Annotated in this window: 24 protein-coding genes and 1 pseudogene; 12 read left to right on the forward strand and 13 right to left on the reverse strand. The window is 65.7% G+C overall.

Annotation, left to right across the window (positions count from 1 at the left end; genetic code table 11):
• Positions 1-12: 12 nt before the first annotated feature.
• Positions 13-933 carry a 4-(cytidine 5'-diphospho)-2-C-methyl-D-erythritol kinase gene (locus tag AC1DR6_RS08215; RefSeq protein ID WP_476828706.1) on the forward strand — a complete coding sequence of 307 codons (921 nt, stop codon included), beginning with the start codon at positions 13-15 and terminating at the stop codon, positions 931-933.
• Here the strand turns inward: AC1DR6_RS08215 and tcuC are convergent.
• Positions 911-2,221 carry a tricarballylate/proton symporter TcuC gene (gene tcuC, locus AC1DR6_RS08220; protein WP_476828707.1) on the reverse strand — a complete coding sequence of 437 codons (1,311 nt, stop codon included), beginning with the start codon at positions 2,219-2,221 and terminating at the stop codon, positions 911-913. The two genes, AC1DR6_RS08215 and tcuC, sit on opposite strands and share 23 nt — an antisense overlap.
• A gap of 98 nt (positions 2,222-2,319) precedes the next feature.
• A complete protein-coding gene (locus AC1DR6_RS08225) occupies positions 2,320-3,336 on the reverse strand; it encodes a polyprenyl synthetase family protein (protein ID WP_476828708.1) in 1,017 nt (338 codons plus the stop codon).
• Positions 3,337-3,558: 222 nt separating this feature from the next.
• Between AC1DR6_RS08225 and AC1DR6_RS08230 the strand changes: the two genes are divergently transcribed.
• Together AC1DR6_RS08230 and AC1DR6_RS08235 are read left to right on the forward strand one after the other, a co-directional pair.
• Positions 3,559-3,783, forward strand: coding sequence for a putative signal transducing protein (locus tag AC1DR6_RS08230; RefSeq protein WP_476828709.1), 225 nt, complete (start codon positions 3,559-3,561; stop codon positions 3,781-3,783).
• Positions 3,776-4,558: a tRNA1(Val) (adenine(37)-N6)-methyltransferase gene (locus AC1DR6_RS08235; protein ID WP_476828710.1), complete on the forward strand. Its 783-nt coding sequence runs from the start codon at positions 3,776-3,778 to the stop codon at positions 4,556-4,558. The genes AC1DR6_RS08230 and AC1DR6_RS08235 overlap by 8 nt, the downstream gene beginning before the upstream one ends.
• Here AC1DR6_RS08235 and AC1DR6_RS08240 read toward each other — a convergent pair.
• Together AC1DR6_RS08240 and AC1DR6_RS08245 are read right to left on the reverse strand one after the other, a co-directional pair.
• The gene (locus AC1DR6_RS08240; RefSeq protein ID WP_476828711.1) at positions 4,549-4,836 is read right to left on the reverse strand and encodes a hypothetical protein; all 288 of its coding nucleotides are present in this window, start codon (positions 4,834-4,836) and stop codon (positions 4,549-4,551) included. The two genes, AC1DR6_RS08235 and AC1DR6_RS08240, sit on opposite strands and share 10 nt — an antisense overlap.
• 145 nt (positions 4,837-4,981) lie before the next feature.
• Positions 4,982-5,263, reverse strand: coding sequence for a hypothetical protein (locus AC1DR6_RS08245; RefSeq protein WP_476828712.1), 282 nt, complete (start codon positions 5,261-5,263; stop codon positions 4,982-4,984).
• Positions 5,264-5,576: 313 nt separating this feature from the next.
• Here AC1DR6_RS08245 and AC1DR6_RS08250 point away from each other — a divergent pair, with 313 nt between their 5' ends.
• The 8 genes and pseudogenes from AC1DR6_RS08250 to upp all read left to right on the forward strand — a co-directional run bounded on the left by AC1DR6_RS08250 (position 5,577) and on the right by upp (position 14,173).
• Positions 5,577-6,494, forward strand: a complete 918-nt coding sequence (locus AC1DR6_RS08250; protein ID WP_476828995.1) for a glycine--tRNA ligase subunit alpha — start codon at positions 5,577-5,579, stop codon at positions 6,492-6,494.
• An 86-nt stretch (positions 6,495-6,580) separates the two neighbouring features.
• The gene (locus AC1DR6_RS08255) at positions 6,581-7,747 is read left to right on the forward strand and encodes a Fic family protein (RefSeq protein WP_476828713.1); all 1,167 of its coding nucleotides are present in this window, start codon (positions 6,581-6,583) and stop codon (positions 7,745-7,747) included.
• Positions 7,747-9,621, forward strand: a pseudogene (glyS, locus tag AC1DR6_RS08260) (glycine--tRNA ligase subunit beta); the annotation flags it as partial. The gene AC1DR6_RS08255 and the pseudogene glyS, both read left to right, overlap by 1 nt.
• A gap of 261 nt (positions 9,622-9,882) precedes the next feature.
• The gene (locus AC1DR6_RS08265; protein WP_476828996.1) at positions 9,883-10,245 is read left to right on the forward strand and encodes a DALR anticodon-binding domain-containing protein; all 363 of its coding nucleotides are present in this window, start codon (positions 9,883-9,885) and stop codon (positions 10,243-10,245) included.
• Between the two features lie 352 nt (positions 10,246-10,597).
• A complete protein-coding gene (locus tag AC1DR6_RS08270; protein WP_476828714.1) occupies positions 10,598-10,759 on the forward strand; it encodes a Thivi_2564 family membrane protein in 162 nt (53 codons plus the stop codon).
• 147 nt (positions 10,760-10,906) lie between these two features.
• Positions 10,907-12,169 carry a GTP cyclohydrolase II gene (locus AC1DR6_RS08275; RefSeq protein WP_476828715.1) on the forward strand — a complete coding sequence of 421 codons (1,263 nt, stop codon included), beginning with the start codon at positions 10,907-10,909 and terminating at the stop codon, positions 12,167-12,169.
• Positions 12,170-12,177: 8 nt separating this feature from the next.
• Positions 12,178-13,395 (forward strand): URC4/urg3 family protein, encoded by a 1,218-nt coding sequence (locus tag AC1DR6_RS08280; protein WP_476828716.1) that lies wholly within the window; start codon positions 12,178-12,180, stop codon positions 13,393-13,395.
• Between the two features lie 136 nt (positions 13,396-13,531).
• Entirely contained in the window at positions 13,532-14,173 is a 642-nt protein-coding gene (upp, locus tag AC1DR6_RS08285; RefSeq protein WP_476828717.1) for a uracil phosphoribosyltransferase, read from the forward strand.
• Between the two features lie 94 nt (positions 14,174-14,267).
• Here the strand turns inward: upp and AC1DR6_RS08290 are convergent, their stop codons facing one another.
• The 7 genes from AC1DR6_RS08290 to AC1DR6_RS08320 all read right to left on the reverse strand — a co-directional run bounded on the left by AC1DR6_RS08290 (position 14,268) and on the right by AC1DR6_RS08320 (position 20,954).
• A complete protein-coding gene (locus AC1DR6_RS08290; RefSeq protein WP_476828718.1) occupies positions 14,268-14,699 on the reverse strand; it encodes a DUF1236 domain-containing protein in 432 nt (143 codons plus the stop codon).
• Positions 14,700-14,942: 243 nt separating this feature from the next.
• Entirely contained in the window at positions 14,943-15,917 is a 975-nt protein-coding gene (locus tag AC1DR6_RS08295; protein ID WP_476828719.1) for a tripartite tricarboxylate transporter substrate-binding protein, read from the reverse strand.
• Positions 15,918-15,984: 67 nt separating this feature from the next.
• Positions 15,985-17,484 (reverse strand): tripartite tricarboxylate transporter permease, encoded by a 1,500-nt coding sequence (locus tag AC1DR6_RS08300; RefSeq protein ID WP_476828720.1) that lies wholly within the window; start codon positions 17,482-17,484, stop codon positions 15,985-15,987.
• Positions 17,485-17,490: 6 nt separating this feature from the next.
• Complete coding sequence (locus tag AC1DR6_RS08305; protein ID WP_476828721.1) at positions 17,491-18,009, reverse strand: tripartite tricarboxylate transporter TctB family protein; 519 nt, start codon at positions 18,007-18,009, stop codon at positions 17,491-17,493.
• Complete coding sequence (locus tag AC1DR6_RS08310; protein WP_476828722.1) at positions 18,009-18,995, reverse strand: LysR family transcriptional regulator; 987 nt, start codon at positions 18,993-18,995, stop codon at positions 18,009-18,011. Before AC1DR6_RS08310 ends, AC1DR6_RS08305 begins: the two co-directional genes overlap by 1 nt.
• 130 nt (positions 18,996-19,125) lie before the next feature.
• Entirely contained in the window at positions 19,126-20,049 is a 924-nt protein-coding gene (locus AC1DR6_RS08315) for a DMT family transporter (RefSeq protein ID WP_476828723.1), read from the reverse strand.
• A 242-nt stretch (positions 20,050-20,291) separates the two neighbouring features.
• A complete protein-coding gene (locus tag AC1DR6_RS08320) occupies positions 20,292-20,954 on the reverse strand; it encodes a glutathione S-transferase family protein (RefSeq protein WP_476828724.1) in 663 nt (220 codons plus the stop codon).
• 326 nt (positions 20,955-21,280) lie between these two features.
• Here AC1DR6_RS08320 and mgtE point away from each other — a divergent pair, with 326 nt between their 5' ends.
• Entirely contained in the window at positions 21,281-22,648 is a 1,368-nt protein-coding gene (gene mgtE, locus AC1DR6_RS08325) for a magnesium transporter (protein ID WP_476828725.1), read from the forward strand.
• Between the two features lie 10 nt (positions 22,649-22,658).
• On the opposite strand, the gene AC1DR6_RS08330 is transcribed toward mgtE, so the two are convergent.
• Both AC1DR6_RS08330 and AC1DR6_RS08335 read right to left on the reverse strand, forming a co-directional pair.
• On the reverse strand, positions 22,659-23,210 hold the full coding sequence (locus AC1DR6_RS08330; RefSeq protein ID WP_476828726.1) for a GGDEF domain-containing protein: 552 nt from the start codon (positions 23,208-23,210) through the stop codon (positions 22,659-22,661).
• Complete coding sequence (locus tag AC1DR6_RS08335; RefSeq protein WP_476828727.1) at positions 23,210-24,376, reverse strand: hypothetical protein; 1,167 nt, start codon at positions 24,374-24,376, stop codon at positions 23,210-23,212. The genes AC1DR6_RS08330 and AC1DR6_RS08335 overlap by 1 nt, the downstream gene beginning before the upstream one ends.
• Positions 24,377-24,447: the final 71 nt, after the last annotated feature.

A 24,447-nucleotide genomic window follows, 5' to 3' on the forward strand; every position in this document is an offset into this window, starting at 1 on the left:
CAACCGGTCGTCATGACGGCATCCGGGCGGAACCCTGAAAGCACGGGCGCGGCCGGAGGCCGTGCGGAGCTGACGACGATCGCGCGCGCCAAGGTCAATCTCGACCTGCGCGTGATCGGCCGTCGCGCCGACGGTTATCATGAGCTCGATAGCCTCGTCGCCTTCGCCGGCATCGGCGACAAGCTCGCGCTGAACCCGGCGGCAACGCTCGGCCTGACGATCGCCGGTCCCTACGCAGCAGGGCTTGGCGTGGGTGATGACAATCTCGTTCTGCGCGCCGCGCGCGTCTTCCTGAGAACATTTCCCGGCACACGGGCCGGGGCTTTTCACCTGAGCAAAAAACTGCCCGTCGCTTCCGGCATCGGCGGCGGCTCGGCCGATGCGGCTGCTGCCTTGCGTCTTCTGGCGCGCCTCAACAGGCTGCCCAGTGCCATCGACAGCTTGCAAGAGATCGCCGCCGGCATCGGCGCCGATGTGCCGGTCTGCCTCGACTCTCGCGCTCGCCTCATGACCGGCATCGGCGACAGGCTCGGGCCCGTCTTGCGATTGCCGTCCTTACCGGCGCTGCTGGTCAATCCAGGCGTGCCGGTCGAAACCGTCGCGGTGTTCAAATCGCTGGCTCTGGCGGCAGGCGAAAGCCGGGACAGGCACCAGGATCGGCTCGAAGCCTGGCCCACGACCGTCCCGGCCCTTCACTGCGAATTGGCGCGCTCGCGGAACGATTTAGAGGCGCCGGCCCGGCGGGTCGCGCCTGTGATCGGCGCGGTGCTGGGTCGGCTGGAAAAGCTGCCCGGCTGCCGCCTTGCCCGCATGTCCGGCTCCGGAGCCACCTGTTTCGCGCTTTTCGACGATGGCGCCACCAGCGCTGCCGCCACCAGAATTCTGGCGCGCGAACAGCCGGGCTGGTGGGTCAGGTCGACGGTGTTGGGCTGAGGCTGCCATCGGCCTCGCGGTGGCGCCGATAGGCCAGCAGCGTCGCGACGAAGCCGCAGGCGGCGGCGAACATCAGCCACACCCCCGCCACGGCGCGATTGCCTGTCGCTTCGATCAAATAGGTGCTGACGGCCGGCGTGAAGCCGCCGAACAGCGCCGTTGCGAGGCTATAGGCCACCGAGAAGCCGGTCGTGCGCAGCTCGACCGGGATGATCTCGGTCAGCGCCACGACCATCGCGCCATTGTAGCTGGCATAGATGAAGGAGAGCCAAAGCTCGACCATCAGCAGATGCGAGAAGGATGGGCTGGAGACCAGCCAGGACAGGGTTGGATAGGCGCTGACGAAGAGCAGGGTCGTGAAGATCAGCAGCAGCGGCTTGCGTCCGACACGGTCCGAAAGCGCGCCCATCACCGGCAACCAGAACAGGTTGGAAATGCCGACGCAGAGCGTCACCAGCAGGCTGTCGATGCTGGTCAGCTTCAACACCTCCTTGCCAAAGGTCGGCGTGTAGGCGGTGATGAAATAGAACGACACGGTCGTCATCGTCACCAGCAGCATGCCGGTCAGCACCGTCTGCCAATGCGCGACGAGCGAGCGCAGGATTTGGGCGGGGGTGGGATGGTTCGCACTGCGCTTGCGCGCGGCGAACTCCTCGGTTTCCTGCATCGAGCGGCGCAGCAGAAAGATCAGCGGCACGATCAGGCAGCCGACGAGGAAGGGAATGCGCCAGCCCCAGTCGCTCAAGGCGTCCGGCGGGAGCACGGTCGCCAACCAGACGCCGAGCAGGGCGACGAAGATCACCGCGACCTGCTGGCTGCCCGACTGCCAGCTCACATAGAACCCCTTGTTGCCGGGCGTCGCGATCTCCGAAAGATAGACCGAGACGCCGCCGAGCTCGACGCCGGCCGAGAAGCCCTGCACCAACCGGCCGATCACCACGATGATCGGGGCCAGAATACCGATGGCCGCATAGGTGGGGGCCAGTGCGATGGTGAGCGTGCCGAAGGCCATCAGCACCAGCGTCAGCAGCAGGCCGGCGCGGCGGCCGTGATGATCGATATAGGTGCCCAGCACGATGGCGCCGAGCGGCCGCATCAGGAAGCCGGCGCCAAAGGTCATGAACGCCGCCATCAGCTGGGCGAATTCGCTGCCGGACGGAAAGAACGCCTTGCCGATCGCCGCAGCGTAATAGCCGAAGACGAAAAAGTCGTACATTTCGAGGAAATTGCCGCTCGAAACGCGAACGACCGACCAGGTTTGCGACTGGCGCTGCGATGATGCCGGCATGGCGAGGCTCCGAAGCAGGGCGGCTGCCCGTACGGAACGCTAGGCCGCCACGCGGCCGGAGGGAAGCGCTGCTTTGCGACTATCGACCGCGTTTGGAATCAATGCGCCCGGGCGATGCAGAAATCGACGGCGTCGTTGAGCGCCTGCTTCATCGGCGAGGCCGGGAACAGGCCGAGCGCGTCTTTCGCCATCTTGGCGTAATGCTTGGCGCGGTCGATGGTGTCCTCCAGCGCTTCATGCTTGCGCATCATTGCTTGCGCCTGCGCCAGATCCCCGTCCTCGATCGTCCCGTCCTGAAGCGTGCGCTTCCAGAACGCGCGCTCCTCGTCCGTGCCGCGGCGGAAGGAGAGCACGACCGGGAGCGTGATCTTGCCCTCGCGGAAATCGTCGCCGGTATTCTTGCCGAGCTTGGCGGCGACGCCGCCATAATCCAGCGCATCGTCGACGAGCTGGAAGGCGATGCCGAGATTGAGCCCGTAGCTGCGGCACGCGGCCTCGTTCGCCTTGGACGAAGCGGCGATCACCGGTCCGACCTCGCAGGCGGCTCCAAAAAGCTCGGCCGTCTTGCCACGGATGACGGAAAGGTATTCGTCCTCAGTCGTCTCGGTGTTCTTGGCGACGGAGAGCTGCAGCACCTCGCCCTCGGCGATCACCGCCGCCGCCGTGGACAGGATATCGAGCGCCCGCAAGGAGCCGACCTCGACCATCATCCGGAACGCCTGGCCGAGCAGGAAATCGCCCACCAGCACGCTGGCCTCGTTGCCCCAGAGCATGCGGGCGGCGAGCTTGCCCCGGCGCATGTCGCTCTGATCGACGACATCGTCGTGCAGCAACGTCGCGGTATGCATGAACTCGACCGAGGCCGCGAGCTTGACGTGACCCTCGCCGCGATAGTCGCAGAGATTGGCCATCGCCAGGGTCAGCATCGGCCGCAGCCGTTTGCCGCCCGACGAGATCAGGTGGTTCGCCACCTCCGGGATCATCGTCACTTCGGAGCCGGTTCGCGACAGGATCATCGCGTTGACGCGCTCCATGTCCTCGCGGGTCAGCGCGACCAGCGGCTCTATGCCGGGCTGGCCTTTCTCGCGCTCCTCGAACGATACGACGACACCCACTGGACGACTCCGGCCAAGCTCCGCGCCGCAGGGCGCCTCAGAGCCATGCCACAACCGTCGCACGGGACGCCAGCCCCTGCAAAGTCGCAGGACCCAGGCTGCGCGGCATCGCCGCAGGCGGACGATCGGCCCGAAAAGCGGAACATGGCTCTCTCATGAGCGATGCGGGCGAGGAGGTCGCTGCCTCTTGCGCAAAGCCAACCGCTTCGGCTCCATGGCGCCATGCACGAACTCGTTCGCACCAATGATCTCATCCTGCTCGGCGCCATCGAAGCGCTGCTGGACTCCGCCGGCCTCGATTGCATGGTCGCAGACCAGCATATGAGCGCGCTGGAGGGTATGATCGGCGCCTTCCCGCGCCGCCTGTTGGTGCGGGAGCAGGACCGCAGGCGAGCACGCGCTCTGCTGACCGAGGCCGGCTATGGCGGCGAATTGCGCGATGAATGATGCGGTTGCGCCTTCGCCCCTCGGCGAGATCGTGACCGACCGCTTGCTCGACGGCCGTCTGCTCCTGAGGCAGCCGCGCAAGGGCCATCGGGCCGGAAGCGATGCGGTCCTGCTCGCGGCGGCCCTGCCGGACCTGCGTAGCGGCCGGCTGATCGACGTCGGCGCTGGTGTCGGGACCGTGGGCCTCGCCGTCGCTCTGGCCCAGCCCGACATCGACGTGACCCTCCTTGAACGCGATGCCGATCTGGCGGCGCTTGCGGCTCAGAACGCCGCCGCTAACGGACTGTCGGATCGCGTTGCGGCTGTCGTCGCGGATATCGCCGCCCCGGCTGCAGAACTGGCGAAGCTCGGACTGGCGCCGGCAAGCTTTACTGCCGTCGCGATGAACCCGCCATTCTACCCACCGGCTGAGACGCGCCGCTCGCCAGTGCCGAATCGCGCGGCCGCCCATGTCGTGGAAAGCGGTCTGGACGTCTGGCTGAAAGCGGCCCGGCGCCTGCTGACGCCTGGAGGCCACCTCGCCATGATCCACCGCAGCGAGGCGCTGCCGGCGTTGCTCGAAGCGCTTGCGACGGGATTCGGCGCGCTTGCGATTCGCCCGGTTCACGCCTTTGCCGACAAGCCGGCCATCCGCGTCATCGTCACTGCCGTCCTCAACAGCAGAAAGCCGGCAGTTTTGCTGCCGGCTTTCGTGATCAATGGCTCCGACGGTCGGCTGACGCCCTTGAGCGATGCGGTGCATCGCGGCCGGGAGCGCCTGCCTGCTTACCAGTAACGCGGGCCGTAGAAGCGCGGCGGCGGGGGCGGCGGGGGCGCGTAGTAGGGGCGAGCGTAATACGGCCTGCGATAATACGGGCGCGGACCGTAATAGGGTCGCGGACCGTAATAGGGCGGGGGCGGCGGCCCGTAGAAAAACTGCGCCTGCTGGGCGATGGCGCCTTCGACAAGCGAGCCGACGAATGCGTCCCGCGCCAAAGGCGATGCGGAAGCGGGAGAGGCGGCCACGGCGAGGCCGCCGGCCGCGGCGAGGGCGAGAAGCGTTGTCCGGAACATCGGATCCTCCGTGAACTGGCGCCGGCAGTGTTGCCGGATCGAACGCCGTTTGTGAAACATGTTCTACCTTACCGAATCTGAACGGCGCAAAACCGCGCCGTTCAGGATCCCTTCATCGAGACCTCGCCGAGCGGGGCCCCATGGCCTAGAGGCAGACACGCACCGGGCGGACGACCCAGCGCCAGCCGTTCCAGACCCGCCGATCAGCCCACCAGCAACGCGGACGATAGGCGCGATAATAAGGCCGTGGGCGATAATAATGCGGGCGCCCGTAATAATATTGGGCATCCTGCAGCAGGCCCTGTCCGGCCTGGGCAAGGGGCGCGCTTGCCATACCGAGCGGGGCGGCCGTAGCGGGCGCGGCCGTCAGTGCCGTGCCTCCGAGGCTTGCCGCGACGGCAAAGCCCAGAACCAACGAACGAATCATCTTGTCCTCCATCCTTGAACAGCGGCATCCCTGCCGAGCGTGATCGTCCCCGCCTCGATCGATAGACCCGCCAAGCTGAACGCGACGAAACCGTGCCGTTCATCCCGGCTTCATCACGGTCCGTCCCATGGTCTGCCAAAAGGCTCGGCGAGCCATCGGTGCGGCGCTGCTTGACCATGTCCGGCCCGAACCCTTAATCACGCGCCCATCCCCTCCTGCGTTTTCGGAAGGCTTTTTGCCCTTGTCCGCCCTCGCTCAGCCCACGCCCGTGCAGTCCTTGTCTGCGCAGTCCTTGGCCCCCGCCTCAGCGGCGATGGATCCGACCCGCTCCTTTCAGGCGCTGCTGCTGAGGTTGCAGCGCTTCTGGGCCGAGCGAGGTTGCGTGGTGCTGCAGCCCTACGACATGGAGGTCGGCGCCGGCACCTTCCACCCGGCGACGACCTTGCGCGCGCTTGGGCCGAAGCATTGGAAAGCCGCTTATGTCCAGCCTTCGCGCCGCCCGAAAGACGGCCGCTACGGCGAAAACCCCAACCGCCTGCAGCATTATTACCAATTCCAGGTCATCCTGAAGCCCTCGCCGCCGGATCTGCAGCAACTCTATCTCGACTCGCTGCGCGCGATCGGGGTCGATCTCGCCTTGCATGACGTACGCTTCGTCGAGGACGATTGGGAAAGCCCGACGCTGGGCGCCTGGGGCCTCGGCTGGGAGTGCTGGTGCGATGGCATGGAAGTCAGCCAATTCACCTATTTCCAGCAGGTGGCCGGCGTCGAATGCGCGCCTGTGGCCGGGGAGCTGACCTACGGGCTCGAGCGCCTCGCCATGTATGTCCAGGGCGTCGAAAACGTCTACGACCTCAACTTCAACGGCCTCGAGGGCGAGGACCGCATTTCCTACGGCGACGTCTTCCTGCAGGCCGAGCAGGAATACTCGCGGCATAATTTCGAGCACGCCAACACCGAGACTCTGTTCCGGCACTTCACCGATGCGGAGGCTGAGTGCAAGGCGCTGCTCGCCGCCGGCGAGGTCGCAGCCGGCGGAAACGGCCCGCAGCATCTGATGTCGCTGCCGGCCTATGACCAGTGCATCAAGGCAAGCCACATCTTCAATCTGCTCGACGCTCGCGGCGTGATTTCGGTCACCGAGCGGCAGAGCTACATCCTGCGCGTGCGCGAACTCGCCAAGGCCTGCGGCGCCGCCTGGCTGAAGACCGCCGGTGGGGGAGCGGCATGAGCGATTATACTCTCTGTCAATTCGCAGCAGGAGGATTATAACAAACCGCCTGTTTGTGATAATCTCGATCCGAGCGATTGCACCAAATGCAAAAGGATGACTTTGCGGGAACGCCAAGCGGGCGGCTGGTGCCGACGGATCGTTCGCAATGGGCGTTCGTGCCCCATTCCCTGCCGCCGCCCGATCTCGATCTTGGCCCTCTAGCCGACAAGCTCGCGACGACAGCTCAACTTCTGGGCGAATTGAATGGCATTGGGCGTACGCTGACCGATCCGCTTCTGCTGATCCGGCCGCTCCAGGCCCGCGAGGCGCTGACCTCATCGAGCATGGAAGGCACCTACACGACCCTCGACGAACTTCTGCTCGTGGATGCCGGCGGGCCTGAAGCAGCGCCCGCCAGCGATGCCCGCGAAGTCGTCAATTACCGCCGCGCTTTGTCGGGGGCCATCGAAAGCCTCGACTCATTGCCGCTTTCACTGCGCACCTTGCGCAACGCTCATCGCACGCTCCTGCAGGGCGTGAGGCGCCATCGAGGCTCGTCGGCCTTGCCGGGAGAGTTCAAGGCCTATCAAAACTTTATCGGCGCGCGCGAGATCGAGGCCGCCCGCTTCGTTCCGCCGCCGCCTGCCGACGCGTTGGCCTGCCTAGGAGAGCTCGAGACCTACATCCATCGGGAGGATCGCGCCGGCATTCCCGATCTCGTCGATGCCGCGCTGATCCATTACCAGTTCGAGACGATCCATCCCTTCGCGGACGGAAACGGCCGTGTCGGGCGCATGCTCATTCCGCTCCATCTCTTCGTTCGTGGCGTCCTCCGCGAGCCGATCCTGTATCTCAGCCCCAGCCTTGAACATCGTAAGGACGAGTATATCGACCGCATGTTCGCCGTTTCGCAGAGGGGGGCATGGGTAGACTGGATCGCGTTTTTTCTCGACGTCGTTTCGGATGCCTGCAAGAGCGCGATCGCCGCGGCGGATGCGTTGCTGGCCTTGCAGAAGGACTATCGCAGCCGCGCGACGGGCGCGGGACGCTCCTCCAATCTGCTTGCGATCATCGACCATCTTTTTAGGGTCCAGATCGTGACGATCCCTGCTGTCGCGAGTCTGCTCGGGGTCCAGTATCGCTCGGCGCAATTAAATATCGAGGCGCTCGTTTCAGTGGGTATCCTGTTCGAAATCGAAGACTTGTCCAATCCGAAATATTTTATCGCTCGCGAGATCCGCGACGTGATCAACAAGAGCTTGAACGACTAATGCCCGATCTCCTGCTCGAACTCTTCTCCGAGGAAATCCCGGCGCGCATGCAGCGCAAGGCCGGCGAGGACCTGAAGAAGCTCGTCACCGATGCGCTGGTCGAGCGCGGGCTCGTCTATGAGGGCGCCAGGGCCTTCGTCACGCCGCGCCGCCTGGCTTTGCATGTCGCGGGCCTGCCCGTGCGCGGCAGCGATGTGCGCGAGGAGCGCAAAGGCCCGCGCGTCGGTGCGCCAGAGGCTGCGGTTCACGGCTTCCTGAAGGCGGCGGGCCTGTCGTCGCTCGATCAGGCGACCATCGTCAGCGACCCGAAGAAGGGCGACTCTTACGTCGCGATCATCGAGAAGCCCGGCCAGGAAACCATCGCCGCGATCGCCGCGATCGTGCCAGCGATTATCCGCGCGTTCCCGTGGCCGAAGTCGATGCGCTGGGGCAAGGCCTCTGCGGCCGGCGCAAGCCTGCGCTGGGTGCGCCCGCTGCATTCGATCCTCTGCACCTTCGGCGCCGAGACCGAGGACACCGAGATCGTTCCCTTCGAGGTCGACGGCATCGTCTCCGGCAATATCACCTATGGCCACCGCTTCCATGCGCCGGGTGCGATCACGGTGAAGCGCCTCGACGACTACGTGTCGTCGCTGGAGAAGGCGAAGGTCGTGCTCGATGCCGACCGGCGCAAGGAGATCATCCTCACAGACGCCCGCAACCTCGCCTTCGCCCAAGGGCTCGACCTCGTCGAGGATGAGGGACTGCTGGAGGAGGTGGCGGGGCTGGTCGAGTGGCCGGTCGTGCTGATGGGGGCCTTCGAGGAGCGCTTCCTCGACATTCCCGGCGAAGCGATCCGCGCCACGATCCGCGCCAACCAGAAATGCTTCGTGCTGCGCGACCCCACAACGGGCGCTATCGCCAACCGCTTCCTGCTGACCTCGAACCTGCTGGCGAGCGATGGCGGGCAGGCGATCACGGCCGGCAATGAGCGCGTCGTGCGGGCGCGCCTCTCCGACGCGGCTTATTTCTGGCAGACCGATCGCGGCGCGCTACCCGATCTCGATACCTTGAAGGATAGCGCGCAGAAGCTTGGGCTTGATCTCGCCAAGCCGCTCGACCAGCGCATGGCCAAGCTCGACAAGCTCGGCGTCGTCTTCCACGCCAAGCTCGGCACGCAAGGCGAACGTGTCCAGCGCATCGCCGCGCTGGCGCGGGAACTGGCACCGATCGTTGGTGCCGATCCCGCCAAGGCGGAGCGCGCCGCCAAGCTCGCCAAGGCCGACCTGCCGACCGAGATGGTCGGCGAGTTCCCGGAATTGCAGGGCCTGATGGGCCGGAAATACGCCGAGCTGCAGGGCGAGGATGCGAGCGTCGCAGCCGCGATCGAAGAACACTACAAGCCGCTCGGTCCCTCCGACCGCGTGCCGACCGATCCGGTTTCGGTGGCCGTGGCGCTGGCCGACAAGCTCGACACGCTGGTGGGTTTTTGGGCCATCGACGAGAAGCCGACCGGGAGCAAGGACCCCTATGCGCTGCGAAGGGCGGCGCTGGGGGTGATCCGGTTGGTGGTTGAGAATAGCAGCCGCTTGCCAGTCGTGAGGGTTTTACAAACCGCAGGCGAAAACTATCTGGGTCATAAAAGAACGGCTGAAATTACGAAGTTTAATCAAAAGCATCGGTCTATTGCTGATGCTGGGTATGTAAGCCCAAGCCACAAACATTTGTTCGGGCAATTAGTTAAGCACATAACTACTCCGGAGGGGTCTGCGGGCGGGTTCTTGACGGCAATGGAGCGCATGTTGAGCGACCTCCTCTCCTTCTTCCACGACCGCCTCAAAGTCATGCTCCGCGATCAGGGCGCACGGCACGATCTCGTCGATGCGGTTCTTGCAGGCTCACCTTCTCCCCTTGCGGGAGAAGGTGGCAGCGCGTCAGCGCTGACGGATGAGGGGTCTCGCGACGTTCCCGGCGAAGGCGGCTCCGAAAAGCAAACCGGCGAGGGCGGTGCGACCCCTCATCTGTCTGCTGCGCAGACACCTTCTCCCGCAAGGGGAGAAGGGCAAGCGCGCGCCGGCGGTTCCGACGACCTGCTTCTCATTACCCGCCGCGTCGCCGCACTCGGCCGCTTCCTCGAAACCGAGGACGGCAAAAATCTGCTCGCGGGCTACAAGCGCGCCGCCAACATCCTGCGCGCCGAGGAGAAGAAGGACGGGGAGGGCGCTTTCGCCGGCCAACCCGACCTCCAGCTCATCGCCGATGCCGGACTGATCGAGGAAAAGGCGCTCGCCGTCGCGCTGGCGCAGGCCACGCCGAAGGCCGAAACGGCTGTCGCCGCCGAGGATTACGAAGGCGCCATGGCCGCGCTGGCCGAGCTGCGCCCGGCCGTCGATGCCTTCTTTAATGAGGTCACGGTCAACGATCCCAATCCGGCCCAACGGGCCAACCGGCTGAAACTGCTGAACCAGCTGCGTCAGGCGACGCGGGCTGTGGCCGATTTCGACAGGATCGCAGGGTAAGGCCCGTGTCGTCATGACCAGGTTAGGCTCAAGCATCTCCGAAACCAGCGCCTTCTGGTCCTGAGATTCTCGGGTCAAGCCCGAGAATGACGCCCTTGTCGTCATGCTCGCCCTTGTGGCGAGCATCCACGTCTTGAACACCGCACTCGCCGAAGAAAGACGTGGATGGCCGGGACAAGCCCGACCATGACGGAAAACACCGTCCGCTCGTCCCAGCGTTTCGCCGGCAAATCCCGCAACGGAACCTATTTCCGCCCTGCGACGTTCTGTCGGCGGGGCTGAACCGCTGCGAATGCATCGTCGCGGCAGCTTCGGGGGGCCGGTTCTTCGGCCGATATACGGAGTTTCTCAAATGAGCATCCTGATTTCCCTGCTGATCACCGTTCTCGTCATCGGCCTTGTGCTTTATCTCGTGCGCATGCTGCCGCTCGACGCGCAGATCAAGAACATCGTCCAGATCATCGTCATCGTGATCGGCATCATCTCCCTGCTGCGCTATCTCGCCGTTTTCTGAGCCGCGTTGGGCCTCGATTGACGGCGCGCCCGCGCTGGTTCAGACTTTGTGAGGTCCAAAGGGCCCCGGACGAAATCGTCCCGGGGCCCTTTGCTATTGCTGGGCAAGTCTTGTCCGTCACGTCTTTCGATCGCAGGGGCAGTCGCGATGAACGCGCCGAACCGCACGGGCCATATCAGGCTGACCTCCCATCCCGAACCCGGCAGCGCGATCACGCGCTTTCCCGTGCGATGGGGCGCGGCCACCGCCACCGAACGCGGCCCGATCATCGCCTCGACCACCAATCCGGCCGACCGCAACGTCATCGGCGCCCATGGCGGGTCCTATTCGGTCTATCGCGCGCTTGCGATCTCCGCGCGTGCCATGAACCCCTCGCAGCGGCCGGACCTCACCAATACGCATCCGACCTCGGACATTCCGCCGCAGCCGCAATGGGCCGACCCGAACAAAATCGTCTCACTCGACCCGTTCGGCCATAGCGTCGCACAGGATTTCAGCCAGCTGATCGCCGAGGGCGTCGACATCCGCCCGTCCATCGCGGTGACCAAGGCGCGGCTCAACCTGCCCGAAATCCTGGCGGCAATGGGCGCGCACCGCCTCGCGGCCGATGGGAATATCCTGCACGCTTCGGGCGATATCTCTGTGACCAAGATCGCGGTCGATCCGGTCTGGCACCTACCGGGCATCGCCGAACGTTTCGCCACGAGCGAGAACGAGCTGCGCCGCACGCTCTTCGAGCAGACCGGCGGCATGTATCCCGAGCTGGTCACCCGGCCGGATCTGAAGGTCTTCCTGCCCCCGATTGGTTCGATCACCGCCTATGTCATGGGCGAGGTCTCGGCCCTGTCCGATCCCCGCAGGCGCATCGCCTGCCGCGTTCATGACGAGTGCAACGGCTCGGACGTGTTCGGCTCTGACATCTGCACCTGCAGGCCCTATTTGACGCATGGCATCGAGGAATGCGTCCGCGAGGCGCAGAGCGGCGGCGTCGGGCTCGTCGTCTACAACCGCAAGGAGGGGCGCGCGCTCGGCGAAGTCACGAAGTTCCTCGTCTACAATGCGCGCAAGCGGCAGGAGGGCGGGGATTCCGCCGCGACCTATTTCGAGCGAACCGAATGCGTCGCCGGCGTTCAGGACGCGCGCTTCCAGCAATTGATGCCGGATGTGCTGCATTGGCTGGGCGTGACGCATATCGACCGCCTGATGTCGATGTCGAACATGAAATACGATGCCATGGTCGAGAGCGGCATCACGATCGGCGAGCGTGTCGCGATCCCGCCGGAGCTGATCCCGCCCGATGCCTCGGTCGAGATCGAGGCCAAGAAGGCGGCGGGCTATTATTCGCCGGATGGAACGCCCGGCGACAACGCCCTCAAGGCCACGGTCGGCCGCGACCTCGACAAGTTCTGAGCGAGCCGATGCCTGACCGGAATCCCGAGGCGGTCCGCGCCCTGTTGAAGCCTGCCGCCGTCCGTGCGCGCGCCCATGAAATGCTGAAGCTGGGCCTCGACGGACGGCTGCTGCATTTCACCGTGCATCCGGAGCGGCTCAAGGCCTGCGCCGATTATGTGCTCGACACCATTCGCGCGAACTACCCGACGCTCGACATCCCCTTCCATGCACGCTGGCGCCATTTCATGCTGGCCGGCGAGGATCGCTGGAAGCGCCTGGACCAGGCGGCGGGCTTCGCGGATGCGGGCGCTCGCGGGCGTGCGGCTTACGACCTCGCCATCGTCAGCGTGCTGCTGGATGCCGGCGCGGGACCGCGATGGCGTTATCGCGATCCCGCCACGGGCCAGGAGATCGGCCGGTCGGAGGGGCTGGCTCTGGCCTCGCTCGATATGTTCGAGAGCGGGCTGTTTTCGGCGGACCCGGCCGATCCGCTGCGAGCCGACGCAAGCGCGCTCAAGCGGCTCGATGCGGCGGCGCTTGCAACCGGCTTCCAGGCTGGAGACGACAATCCGCTGCTGGCGCTGGATGGCCGTGCGGCGCTGCTGAACCGGGTGGGCGAGGAACTGGAGCGGCATGGCATGAGCCGGCCCGGCGATCTGTTCGATCGGTTCGCTGGAGTGGCCGAAACCGGTACGGTGCGCGCGGGTTTTATGTTGGGCGAGGTTCTGGGCACGTTCGGCGGCATCTGGCCGTCGCGGCTCAGCGCCGCCGGCATTCCGCTCGGCGATACCTGGCGGCACCCGCTGATCGCACCCGGCGATGCCACCGAGGGGTTGGTGCCGTTTCACAAGCTCTCGCAATGGTTGACCTATTCGCTGATCGAACCGCTGCAATGGGCCGGAATCTCGGTCGTCGATATCGACGACCTGACCGGCCTTCCCGAATATCGCAATGGCGGGCTTTTCCTCGACATCGGCGTGATCGCGCTAAAGGACGAGGCCGATCGGGTTAAGCCGCACGAGGTCGCCTCGCCTCTGGTCGTCGAGTGGCGGGCATTGACGGTCGCGCTGCTCGACGAGATCGGCACGCTGGTCCGTGAACGGCTCGGCCGCACACGCGACGAGTTGCCGCTCGCCAAGGTGCTCGAAGGCGGCACCTGGGCCGCCGGACGGCGCATTGCCCGCGAAAAGCGTGTGGATGGCGGGCCGCCGCTTACCATCGTCAGCGACGGCACGGTATTCTAGACAGTAATGCCGTCATTGCGAGCGACGCGAAGCAATCCAGAGGGCCAGCGCTCTACGCCCCTCTGGATTGCTTCGTCGCTGACGCTCCTCGCAATGACGGCCCAAAGACGCTGAAGAGACAAGAGGGGACCACTGTATGACCACGCAACGGGACGGCGTGACCGTCGTCGATCATCCCCTCGTGCAGCACAAGCTGACGTTGATGCGGGAAAAGGACCGCTCGACGAAGAGCTTCCGCCAGCTGCTGAACGAGATCGGCATGCTGCTCTGCTATGAGGTGACGCGTGATCTGCCGACCCAGCTGGTCGAGATCGAGACGCCGCTGATGAGCTCGATGCAGCCGGTCATCGCCGGCAAGAAGCTCGTTTTCGCGCCGATCCTTCGCGCGGGCGTCGGCTTCCTCGATGGCATGCTGGAATTGGTGCCGGCTGCGCGCGTCGCCCATATCGGGCTCTATCGTGATCCGAACACGCTTCAGGCGGTGGAATATTATTTCAAGGCGCCGTCCGATATCGCGGATCGCATGATCGTGGTGATGGACCCGATGCTGGCCACCGCCAACTCTGCCGTAGCCGCGGTCGAGCGCTTGAAGGAGCGTGGTGCCAAGGATTTACGCTTCGTCTGCCTGCTCGCCGCGCCTGAGGGCATCGCTCGGTTACGTGGCGCTCATCCCGACGTGCGAATCTGGACCGCGGCGATCGACGAAAAGCTGAACGAGCACGGCTACATCGTGCCGGGCCTGGGCGATGCCGGCGACCGGATGTTCGGGACCCGCTGAGCGCGGCCGGAGGTCCTGACGCAAAAAAGCCCGCTCCTTGCGGAGCGGGCTTTCCGACCGGTTCAGGTGCCGCCTAAACCGATGCGAAGCTGGATCACTGAATGATCTGGACGATCCGGCGCGACTGCGGTTCGACGATCACGGTGCGGTCGTTGACAACCGTATAGCGATAATTCGAGGCGCTCGGGCCGTAGTCCGGCGGCAGCGTGTGATAGACGACGCCCTGTTCCGGAAGCACCGTGCCGACCGCGACCGGGTCCGCATAGGTGTAGGACGGAACGCGCTGCTCGACCACATAGGTTCGGAACTTAGGCTGAGCCGCGTCGCCGACGATCGCGCCGACAACCGCGCCGCCAACGCCGCCGACCACAGCACCGACCGGGCCGCCGACAACCGCGCCGCCGATGGCACCCGTCGCTGCGCCGCTGGTCGCGCCGCCCACGGCGCCGCCAGACGGCTGGTTCTGCGCGAAGGCAACCGCGGGGGCCAGGGTCAGGGCCGCGATGATAGCAATCTTCTTGATCATGATGGTCTCTCCTCTCGAAGTGGACTTCGGCGAGGATAACTGCGCTTTGGGCAAACGGTTCCGTAACGGACACTCACGAGATGTTAACGGAACGAAAGACTGGATTCAAAGCGGAGCGGTTTTCGGGTTTTGTCTGGTCGGCAGCTTGAGCAACGCTTCCGGCGGCGCAAGTGTCCTAGCTGTCTAAATAGATGCGGCGGGCCTTGCGGCCCGCCGCATCTATTTATCCGGACTCTAGCGCGCTTACTGCTTCGATGCGGCCGAGAGAGCCGGGGTCAGCCTATCCGCATCCCGCTTGATGAGGGCGGCAAAACCCGCGGGCGTACGCTCTTCGGCTGTCGGCAGCACGGTGCCGAGATCGAGCAGGCGCTTCTTGGTGCCCTCGTCGTTCAGGGCCTTGTTCAGCGCGTCCACCAGCTTGTCCACCGCCTCTTTCGACATGTCCTTCGGCCCGGCGATGCCGTTCCAAGCCTCGATCTGGAACTCCGGCAGGCCGGCTTCCTTGGTCGTGGGCACGTCGGGCAGGGCCGGCGAACGCTCGGCGGAGGCGACGGCATAGGCCTTGATCGTGTTGGCGCGCACCTGCTCGGCGACCGAGACGATCTGGTCGCACATGAAATCGACTTGGCCCGAGACGAGGTCGTTCAGCGCCGGACCTGTGCCGCGATAGGCGACCGAGTTGATCTTCGGCGTGCCGAGAACGCCCTTCAACAGCGTGCAGGTCGTCCAGGAGACGGAACCGACGCCGGCATGGGCCTCGTTCACCTTGTCTTTGTTGTCCTTCACATAGCTGACGAACGCCTTGAGGTCCTTCGGCTCGAAGGTCTTGCGCGCGACGATCAGGATCGGCGTGCCGCCGGCCAGCCCAATCGTCTGCATGCCGTTGATCGGGTCATATTTCAGGCCCGGATAGGTCGCGGGCGCTGCCGAGAAGGTGCCGAGATGGCCCATCGCGATGGTGTAGCCGTCAGGCGCGGCGGTGATCGCGCGGGCGATGCCGGTGGTGCCGCCGGCACCTGCAACGTTTTCGATGACGATCTGCTGGCCGAGCGTCTTCGACATGTTGTCGGCGACGATGCGCGCGATGATGTCGGTCGGGCCGCCGGCCGCGAAGGGCACGATCATGGTGATGGGCTTCGTCGGATAACCCTGCGCTTGTGCGCCCCCCGCGAGGGCGAGTGTCGCCGCGGCTGCGAGGCCGAGAACCAGTTTCTTCATGCGCATTTCTCCCTGATTGTTATATGGCGATAAGCCTGGGACGAGGCGGCCGCCGGCCGCAACCCCGTCATTCGGTGAAGACCTCGTCGCGTTTGCGCGAGATCGAGGGCAGCAGCGCGATCACCAGCACGATCACCGCCACGACCAGAAGCCCGGCCGAGATCGGCCGCTCGACGAAGGTCATGAACGAGCCGCGCGAGATGATCAGCGCCTGCCGCAGCTTCTCCTCCATCAGCTTGCCGAGCACGAAGCCAAGCAGCATCGGCGCGGGCTCGAAACCGAGCTTGATCAGCAGATAGCCGAACAGGCCGAACAGCGCGGTGAAGGCGACGTCCGTCGGCTGGTTGTTCACCGAGTAGATGCCGATGCAGCAGAAGATCAGGATTGCCGGGAACATCAGGCGATAGGGCACCTGCAGCAGCTTCACCCAGACGCCGACAAGCGGCAGGTTGATGATCAGCAGCATCAGATTACCGATCCACATCGAAGCGATCATGCCCCAGAACAGCTCCGGGTTGCGGGTCATCACCTGCGGGCCGGGGATGATGCCGTGGATGGTCATCGCGCCGACCATCAGCGCCATCACGGCGTTGGGCGGGATGCCCAACGTCAGCAGCGGGATGAAGGCGGTCTGCGCGCCGGCGTTGTTGGCCGATTCAGGCCCCGCGACACCCTCGATCGCGCCCTTGCCGAAGCGGGAGGGGTCCTTGGCGAGCTTCTTCTCGATCGTATAGCTCGCGAACGGCCCGAGCACCGCGCCATTGCCGGGCAGAATCCCGAGAATGCCGCCGATAAAAGTGCCGCGCAGCACAGGCGCTGTCGATTGCTTGATGTCGTCCCAGCTCGGCAGCAGGCGGCCGATCTTGCTGCGAACGACATCGCGCGCCTCCGGCGCCTCGAGATTACGCATCACCTCGGCGAAACCGAAGACGCCCATCGCGAGCACCGAGAAGTCGACGCCGTCAGACAGCGAGGCGATCCCGAAGGTCAGCCGCTCCTGACCCGTTTCCAGATCGGTGCCGATGGTCGAGAGCAGCAGGCCGAGCATGATCATGCAGAAGGCCTTGAGGATCGAGCCGCGCGCCAGCACCACGGCGAAGCACAGTCCCATCACCATCAGCGCGAAATATTCGGCGGGTCCAAACAGCAGCGCCATCTTGGTCAGCGGGGCGCCGAGCGCGGCGATAATGAGCGTCGCAACGCAGCCGGCGACGAAGGAGCCGATGGCGGCGGTGCCCAGCGCGACGCCGGCGCGGCCCTGCCTGGCCATCTGGTGGCCATCGAGCGCGGTCACGACCGCCGTCGCTTCACCCGGAATATTCACCAGGATCGCCGTGGTTGAACCGCCATATTGCGCGCCGTAATAGATGCCGGCGAGCATGATCAGCGCGCCGGTCGGGTCGAGCCCGAAGGTGATCGGCAGCAGGATCGAGATCGTCGCGATCGGCCCCACGCCCGGCAGCACGCCGATCAGCGTGCCGACGAAGCAGCCGACGAAGCAAAGAGCGAGGTTCTGCAGCGACAGCGCGACGCCGAAGCCGAGCGAGAGATTGGAGAACATATCCATCTTGGCTCAGATCCCCAGAAGCCAGGGCGCCAGCGGGATCGGCAGGTTCAGCGCATATTTGAACAGGCCGATGCAGGCCGCCGACATCGCCACCGCGAAGATCACCAACTGCTTCAAATCGAGATCGTCGGCGGCGAGCCCCGAATAGAGGATCAGCAGCGGGCCGGAGACGAGCAGCCCCAGCGCCGGCATCTCGACGGGACCGAGGCTGAACCCCCGGATCGTCAGCGCGAACAGACAGGCGCCGCCGAGCACGAAGAACACGCCCTTCCACGACCAGCCGGAAAGCGCCTCGCCCTGATACCGCAACGATGAGAACGCCAGCAGCAGACCGAGCGCGCCGCAGATCGCGGCGAAGGCTTTCGGCAGCATGCCCGGGCCTATCTGCCGCAATGTCCCGGCTGACAGGTCCCAGGTGAAGACATAGGCGCCGAGCGCCAGCGCGATCATGAACAGGCCTCCGGCGAGGTCCTGCGTCGAGCGGACGCGCAAACCTCGGGCGCGTTCGATCTGGTTGAGGCTCATCAGGCTCCTCCGGCTAGCGCGTCGTGTCGGTCCGCCTGTCGCGGCGGTTCTGCGGATTGGGCGTAAGGCAGGACGTGACGCTCCTCGATCAGGGTCACGCTCTCGCGCAGGATGGCGAGGAAATCGTCGCGCGGCGGCAGCTTCTGCTGCGGGCGCCAGGCGACGCCGATCAGCGCGCCCGGCGGCGGCGGGTCGAGCCGCGCGCCGCGCAGCCGTCGCATCGTCACGCCCGGGAAGCTCAGCCGCGACACCCAGTCCGGCGCCAGCGCCATGCCCAGGCCGGCGGCGACCGCCGACATCATCGCGGGCTTCTCGGTCGCCTCGATGGTGACGTTCGGCACCGTGCCGACGCTCTCGAAATAGGACATCACGAGATCATAGGCGTAAGGCCGCGCGCGCTTGGAGGGCACGACGAAAGGCTCGCCGACGAGATCGAGCATCGTCACGTGCTCGCGCGCGGCCAGCGGATGGTTCTCGTTCAACACGACGATGGGCCGCTCGACCCGCAGGATCTCGAAGGCGCAATCGGTCGGCTTTCGCGGCGGGCGGACAAGCGCGAGGTCGAGCTTGCCGGCCTCCAGCATTTGGACGAGCGCGGTGGTCATCGCCTCGACGAACTTGATCTCGGTGCCGGGAAAGCGCTGGCGGAACGCCATCAGCGCTTCTGGCACGAAGCTCGATGACGCCGCGTCGATCGCGCCGACGCGCAGCACCTTGCCGGAGGCCAACGACGCCTCGCGGACGGCGCGCGAGGCCTGCTCCATCTTGACGAGGATGCCTTTGGCTTCTTCGAGCATGATCAGCCCGGCGCGGGTCAGCGCCACCTGACGGGTCGTGCGGGTGAGGAGATTGACGCCGAGCTCGTCCTCGAGCGCGCTGATCTGGCGGGAGAGGGCAGGCGGCGCAATGCTCAGCCGCTCCGCGGCGCGGCCGAAATGCAGCTCCTCCGCCACCGCGATGAAGCATCGCAGTTGCCGCACATCCATAGCCGTCCCCTGTTCCCCCAGTATCGCTTGCTCGCGATATCTCAGTCGTCGAGCCGTGAACGAGTCCGGCCGCTTAGTCGACACTACAGGAATTCATAATCCTTCGACAATAATCCGCCGGCGGCAACAATCACGCAGGCACAGTGCCGGCGCGCCGGAAAAGTCGCCCGTCGATCAGCGCCAGTCCGAGCGCGATCGCGGCCATGCCGACGAAGTGGCGCGGCTGCAGCGTCTCGCCCAGAACGAGCGAACCCAGCAGGATCGCACTGACCGGGATCAGGAAGGTGACGAGCATCACATTCGTCCCGCCGGCACGCCGCATGATGCGAAAGAAAATCGCATAGGCCAGCGCGGTCGACAGCAGCGCGAGGCCGACGAGCGACAGCCCGGTGGGCAGGCTCGGCATCGGCAGCGACCAAAGCGGGGCAAAGGCCAGCACAAGCGGGACCGTCATGACCGTCGTCGCCGTGACCTGCCCGGTCGCGGTCACAAGTGGCGGCAGCGCTCGGAAGCGACGGCCGTAAAGCGCCGCGAAGCCATAGGACAGGGCGGCGCCCAGGCAAGCCAGTTGCGGGAGCAAGGCCCCGTTCACGCCGCCGAGGGCATCGGGCCCCATCAGCATGGCGACGCCGGCAATGCCGGCCGCGACACCGGCCAGTTTCAAGCCGCCGGCCTTTTCGCCGCCGAAGACATGCGCCACCACGACGCCGAACAGCGGCGTCGTCGCGTTGAGGATCGAGGCCAGACCGCTGGCGATCTGCGTCTGGCCCCACAGGATCAGCCCGAAAGGGATGAGATTGTTGAGCAACCCCATGCCGAAGAAGCCGAGCCAAAGCCGTGGGCCGACGCGCATCGACAGGCCCGACAGCCTGACGACAAGGAGCAAGGCGATCGCCGCGAGCCCGACGCGGGCGAACACCACGGCGAGCGGTGGCCACTGCCCGACCGCGACCTTTCCGAAGAAGAAAGCGGCGCCCCAGAGCAGCGAAAGCACCAGGAGGAGCAGCCAGTCGCTCGCATCCATGGCGGCGGGGCGAGATGCGGTGTCGGTCATGGTGCGGCTCGGATGAATAGGAGAGGAGATCAGGGATGCCCTTGCGGATATCCCTCAGCCCTCATCCTGAGGAGCCGCGCAAGCGGCGTCTCGAAGGATGCCCCAGATGTTTCCGGAGATTCCTGAATCATCCTTCGAGACGCCATTCCCGTGGAATGGCTCCTCAGGACGAGGGCTTGTGGGCTGGACTAACTGCGCCTCGAGCCCGCTCCCACCCGTTTCCTGCCTCGACGTGACCGGTGTCAGGCCGGCTCGGCTTCGCGCGTCTGCCACATCTTCTGGAACGCCGGACGCGACTGGCAGGTTTCGACCCAGGCCGCCACATGCGGTGAGGCTTCGAACAGCTCTGCCGCCGGCTTGGCATAGCGGATCACCTCGGCCACGTTGATGTCGGCCACGGTGAAACGCTCACCCATGACATAGCCCTTGCCCTCGGCCAGCGCCCGATCGAATACGGCGAAAGGCGTTTTCAGCGCGGCTCGGGAGGCTTCGGCGACCTCCGGCTTTCGCTTCTCCGGCGCGTAAGCGACGAGATGTTGCAGAAGGTTGAGCGCATGGGTCTCGCACTCGGTCACTGCCCAGAGCGACCACATGATCGCCAAGCCCTCCTCCTGCGCATCCTTCGGCGCCAGCGGCCCGCCATGCTTGCGGGCGAGATAGATATTGATCGCCAGCGACTCGTGCAGCTTGAAGCCGTCATCGTCGATGCTGGGGATGTGACCGTTCGGGTTGACCTTCAGGAATTCGGCGCTGCGGGTGTGCAGCGGAGCGTTCGCGGCCTGGGGATCGGCGAGCCGGTAGGCTTGGACCACCGGCACATGCTCGAAGGGCAGGCCGAGTTCCTCGGCGAGCCAGATGACGCGCGTCGCGCGCGAGCGATAGCAACCATAGATCGTCAGGGTCATCGATGCGGTCCTGCGTCGGAGCGGCAGAATCGGGCCTCTGGCGGGCCGATTCCATCCGCGCACCATAACCGGGCGGACCGGCCGCGACCAAGCGCGGCACTACGTTTCGCACCGCCGAAAAAACTGTTTGACGCAACGCGAGGCCGGGTGCATTGGCTGCCTCGCCGGCCCGTGCGGCCGGCTTTCACAGGACAACAAACCCCGATGCCCACCGACAGTCCCAGTCGACAGTCGAAGCCGTCTGCTGCCGCCTTGCGCGGCTGATCCGGGGATCCGGCTCAGCCTTGCGACCGGCCTCTGGACGGCCGCTCGCAAGGATAAGAGCCATGACCGATACCACCCTTGCCCCTGACCTGCTCTCGGTCACGCTGGCGAAGACGCTCGCGCAGGAACACGTCGCCGACATCGTCGAGACGCTGAACGAGCAGGACAATCCGGCCGTCGCCGCGATCCTGCAGGAGTTGCCTTTCGAGCGTGCCGTCGAGGTGCTCGACCAGCCCGAGCTGGCCGACGCGCATGACATCCTCTCGCTGCTGCCGGAGGCGCGCGCCGCCGCTTTCCTGCAGGCGATGTCGGCCGACCGCGCGGCCGATGTGTTCGAGGAGCTGGAGGAGCCGTTCCGCGCTCGCATCGGCGCGCTGATCGACCGCAAGACCCATTCCGAGCTGGAGCGGCTTTCCGCCTATCCGGAGCACAGCGCCGGCTCGATCATGACGACCGAGTTCGTCAGCGTGCCGTCGAGCTGGACCGTGCAGCAGACGCTGGACCATATCCGCCATGTCGAGCGCTCGCGCGAGACGGTCTATGCGATCTATGTGCTCGATCCGCTGACGCAGAAGCTCGTCCGCTCGGCCTCGCTGCGCCGTCTGATCAGCGCCGATCCCGCTGCGCCCGTCACCTCCGCCGGTTTCGAGCACAAGCCGATCTGCGTTACGCCCGAGACCGACCGCGAGGAGGTCGCGCGCCTCATCACCAAGTACAATTTGCTCGCGGTCCCGGTCGTCGATCCCTCCAATCACGTCATCGGCATCGTCACCTTCGACGACGTGATCGACGCGATGATCGCCGAGACCACCGAGGACGTGCAGAAGCTCGGTGGCCTGGAAGCGCTCGACGAGCCCTATAACGAGATCGGCTTCGCGCGGATGATCCGCAAACGCGCCGGCTGGCTCTCCATCCTGCTGCTGGGCGAGATGCTGACGGCCTCGGCGATGCAATTCTTCCAGACCGAGCTGGAGAAAGCGATCGTCCTGACCCTGTTCATTCCGCTGATCATGAGCTCGGGCGGCAATTCCGGCTCGCAGGCCACCTCCCTGATCATCCGGGCGCTGGCGCTGCGCGAGATCAGCCTGAAGGATTGGTGGCGGGTCATCCTGCGGGAGCTGCCGTCGGGTTTGGTTCTGGGCTCGATTCTCGGCGTCATCGGCGTCGCGCGCATCGCGGTCTGGCAATGGGTCGGCTTTTACGACTATGGCGAGCATTGGATGCTGGTTGCCGCGACGGTCGGCGGCGCCTTGATCGGCATCGTCACCTTCGGCTCGATGATGGGCTCGATGCTGCCCTTCGCGCTGAAGCGGCTGGGGTTCGATCCTGCCAGCGCTTCGGCCCCGCTGGTGGCGACGCTGGTCGACGTCACCGGCCTCGTCATCTATTTCGGCGTGGCGGCGGTCATCCTCCACGGCACGCTGCTGTAGCAGCGTCGCCTCAGGCGTCGTCGCCGCTGGCGACGACGCGATTGCGCCCCTGCCTCTTGGCCTTGTAAAGCGCCTCGTCGGCCAGCGTCAGCAGATCGGGCCACAGGCCGGGACGCGACGTCGCCATCGCGGTGCCAAGGCTGGCCGTCAGCACTATGAGTGCCAGGTTGGGCAGGCTGAAAGGCTCGCACTCGATGACCTGACGCAACCGGGTCGCAATGGCGGCCACGGTCTCGGCGGACTTACCCACGAGCACGACGGCGAACTCCTCGCCGCCGAATCGGGCGAGCACATCCCCGTCGCGCAGGGCCGCGCTCAGCCGCCGCGCGGTGCTGCGCAAGACGGTATCGCCTGCCGTGTGCCCATAGCGATCGTTGACGCTCTTGAAGCGGTCGAGATCGAGCAGGATCAACCCGATGGTGCCGGTGACGTTCGTCAGCTCCGGCAGCAGCCGCTCCAGGGCGCCGCGGTTGAGCACGCCGGTCAGCCCATCGGTGTCCGCCTGATGCTTCAGCTGGTGCTCCAGCCGGGTCCGTTCGGCGTCGAGGCGATCGCGCTCCATCAGCCTGTCGCGCAGGTGGCCAACGAATCGAACAGGCTGCGCATCTCGCCACGGAGCAGAGGGCGAGCCACGGCGCGCTCCAGCCGGCCCTCTGCCAGGCGCACGACTTCATCGCGGGCCTGCAGCAGCGGCCGGAAGAATAGGCGCTGGCTCGCCAGAAGCAGCACCAGTTCCAGCGCAAGCGTGAGCAGGATCCCGACCGAGGCGAAGGCCAGCGCCTGTTCGGCTGTGGCGCGCCGCTGCCGCAATTCCTCGACCGTCATGTCAAGATAAACGTCCCGGAGTTGCTCGATCGGCTTGAAGTTTGGGACGATGGCCTGCGTGAAGCCCGCTGTGGTCAGGTCTTTCGCGCCCTGCGCGATCCTGTCGTGCGTCGCCGCGATCAATTGCAGCCCGTCCTGCATGAAGATGCGAGCGGTGTCGCGGCGCGCCTCCATCACTTCGGCGGAGCCGCCGATCGCGACCTGCTGCTGGATGAGCTGCCACAGTTGGAACACCCGCCCCTGCGTGGTGGCGAAGGCGAGACCCTGCTCGACCGTCATCGGATGGCCCTGGGCGATGGCGATGACGATGTAGGAGCCCAGGCGCCCTGATTGATCGCGCATCTCGCCGAGCATGCGAGCCGTGACGGCTCGCCCCATCAGATTGGCCCCTTTCGTGATCGCCGCATTCGTCGCGGCGTCGATCAGCGGCTGCGTCAGGTCGTAGGCGGCGAACATCGCGTTGACGAGGCCCTCGACCTCGGCCGGATCGCGCTCCGGAGATGGCCGATTCAGCACGCGGTCGGCATCGCCACGCGCGCGAGAAAGCTGGTCCTTCAGCGCCGCAACCGCGTCCGAGGGCACGGAGTGAGCATCGATGGCCGCGATCGCGGCGTCCGTCGCCTGTCGGGCAATCGCGAGTCTGCCGGCTCTGGCTGCATCCCCGACCGAGGAACGGCCCAGTGCCGCATTGGTCGGGCCTCGCTCGCTGGAGACGGAGCGCGCGGCGTCGAGGACGGTCCGAAACGCCAACAGTCTTTGCAGCCCGACCGCGCTGTTCTCGTAAATTCGATAGTAGCCGGTGAGGACGTTGGCCCCGAGGCCCAGCGAGCACAGCAGGATGACGGCGACCGCGCCCCCGAAATACCGGTTGAGCGCCGGGCCGCGCAGGCCAGATGAAGACATGAAGACGGGCTCGGAGGCTGCGCGTCGCCCGTGGCGAGCCTGCCCTTAGGGCAAGCTTGCGCTTAAGCTCT

Source organism: Allobosea sp. P5_A5 (assembly GCF_056400625.1).

Coding starts and splice junctions, on each gene's coding strand:
- AC1DR6_RS08215 (WP_476828706.1), top strand. CDS start 13: ATGACGGCATCCGGGCGGAACCCTGAAAGCACGGGCGCGGCCGGAGGC.
- tcuC (WP_476828707.1), bottom strand. CDS start 2,221: ATGCCGGCATCATCGCAGCGCCAGTCGCAAACCTGGTCGGTCGTTCGC.
- AC1DR6_RS08230 (WP_476828709.1), top strand. CDS start 3,559: ATGCACGAACTCGTTCGCACCAATGATCTCATCCTGCTCGGCGCCATC.
- AC1DR6_RS08235 (WP_476828710.1), top strand. CDS start 3,776: ATGAATGATGCGGTTGCGCCTTCGCCCCTCGGCGAGATCGTGACCGAC.
- AC1DR6_RS08240 (WP_476828711.1), bottom strand. CDS start 4,836: ATGTTCCGGACAACGCTTCTCGCCCTCGCCGCGGCCGGCGGCCTCGCC.
- AC1DR6_RS08245 (WP_476828712.1), bottom strand. CDS start 5,263: ATGATTCGTTCGTTGGTTCTGGGCTTTGCCGTCGCGGCAAGCCTCGGA.
- AC1DR6_RS08250 (WP_476828995.1), top strand. CDS start 5,577: ATGGATCCGACCCGCTCCTTTCAGGCGCTGCTGCTGAGGTTGCAGCGC.
- AC1DR6_RS08255 (WP_476828713.1), top strand. CDS start 6,581: ATGCAAAAGGATGACTTTGCGGGAACGCCAAGCGGGCGGCTGGTGCCG.
- AC1DR6_RS08270 (WP_476828714.1), top strand. CDS start 10,598: ATGAGCATCCTGATTTCCCTGCTGATCACCGTTCTCGTCATCGGCCTT.
- AC1DR6_RS08275 (WP_476828715.1), top strand. CDS start 10,907: ATGAACGCGCCGAACCGCACGGGCCATATCAGGCTGACCTCCCATCCC.
- AC1DR6_RS08280 (WP_476828716.1), top strand. CDS start 12,178: ATGCCTGACCGGAATCCCGAGGCGGTCCGCGCCCTGTTGAAGCCTGCC.
- upp (WP_476828717.1), top strand. CDS start 13,532: ATGACCACGCAACGGGACGGCGTGACCGTCGTCGATCATCCCCTCGTG.
- AC1DR6_RS08290 (WP_476828718.1), bottom strand. CDS start 14,699: ATGATCAAGAAGATTGCTATCATCGCGGCCCTGACCCTGGCCCCCGCG.
- AC1DR6_RS08295 (WP_476828719.1), bottom strand. CDS start 15,917: ATGAAGAAACTGGTTCTCGGCCTCGCAGCCGCGGCGACACTCGCCCTC.
- AC1DR6_RS08300 (WP_476828720.1), bottom strand. CDS start 17,484: ATGGATATGTTCTCCAATCTCTCGCTCGGCTTCGGCGTCGCGCTGTCG.
- AC1DR6_RS08305 (WP_476828721.1), bottom strand. CDS start 18,009: ATGAGCCTCAACCAGATCGAACGCGCCCGAGGTTTGCGCGTCCGCTCG.
- AC1DR6_RS08310 (WP_476828722.1), bottom strand. CDS start 18,995: ATGGATGTGCGGCAACTGCGATGCTTCATCGCGGTGGCGGAGGAGCTG.
- AC1DR6_RS08315 (WP_476828723.1), bottom strand. CDS start 20,049: ATGACCGACACCGCATCTCGCCCCGCCGCCATGGATGCGAGCGACTGG.
- AC1DR6_RS08320 (WP_476828724.1), bottom strand. CDS start 20,954: ATGACCCTGACGATCTATGGTTGCTATCGCTCGCGCGCGACGCGCGTC.
- mgtE (WP_476828725.1), top strand. CDS start 21,281: ATGACCGATACCACCCTTGCCCCTGACCTGCTCTCGGTCACGCTGGCG.
- AC1DR6_RS08330 (WP_476828726.1), bottom strand. CDS start 23,210: ATGGAGCGCGATCGCCTCGACGCCGAACGGACCCGGCTGGAGCACCAG.
- AC1DR6_RS08335 (WP_476828727.1), bottom strand. CDS start 24,376: ATGTCTTCATCTGGCCTGCGCGGCCCGGCGCTCAACCGGTATTTCGGG.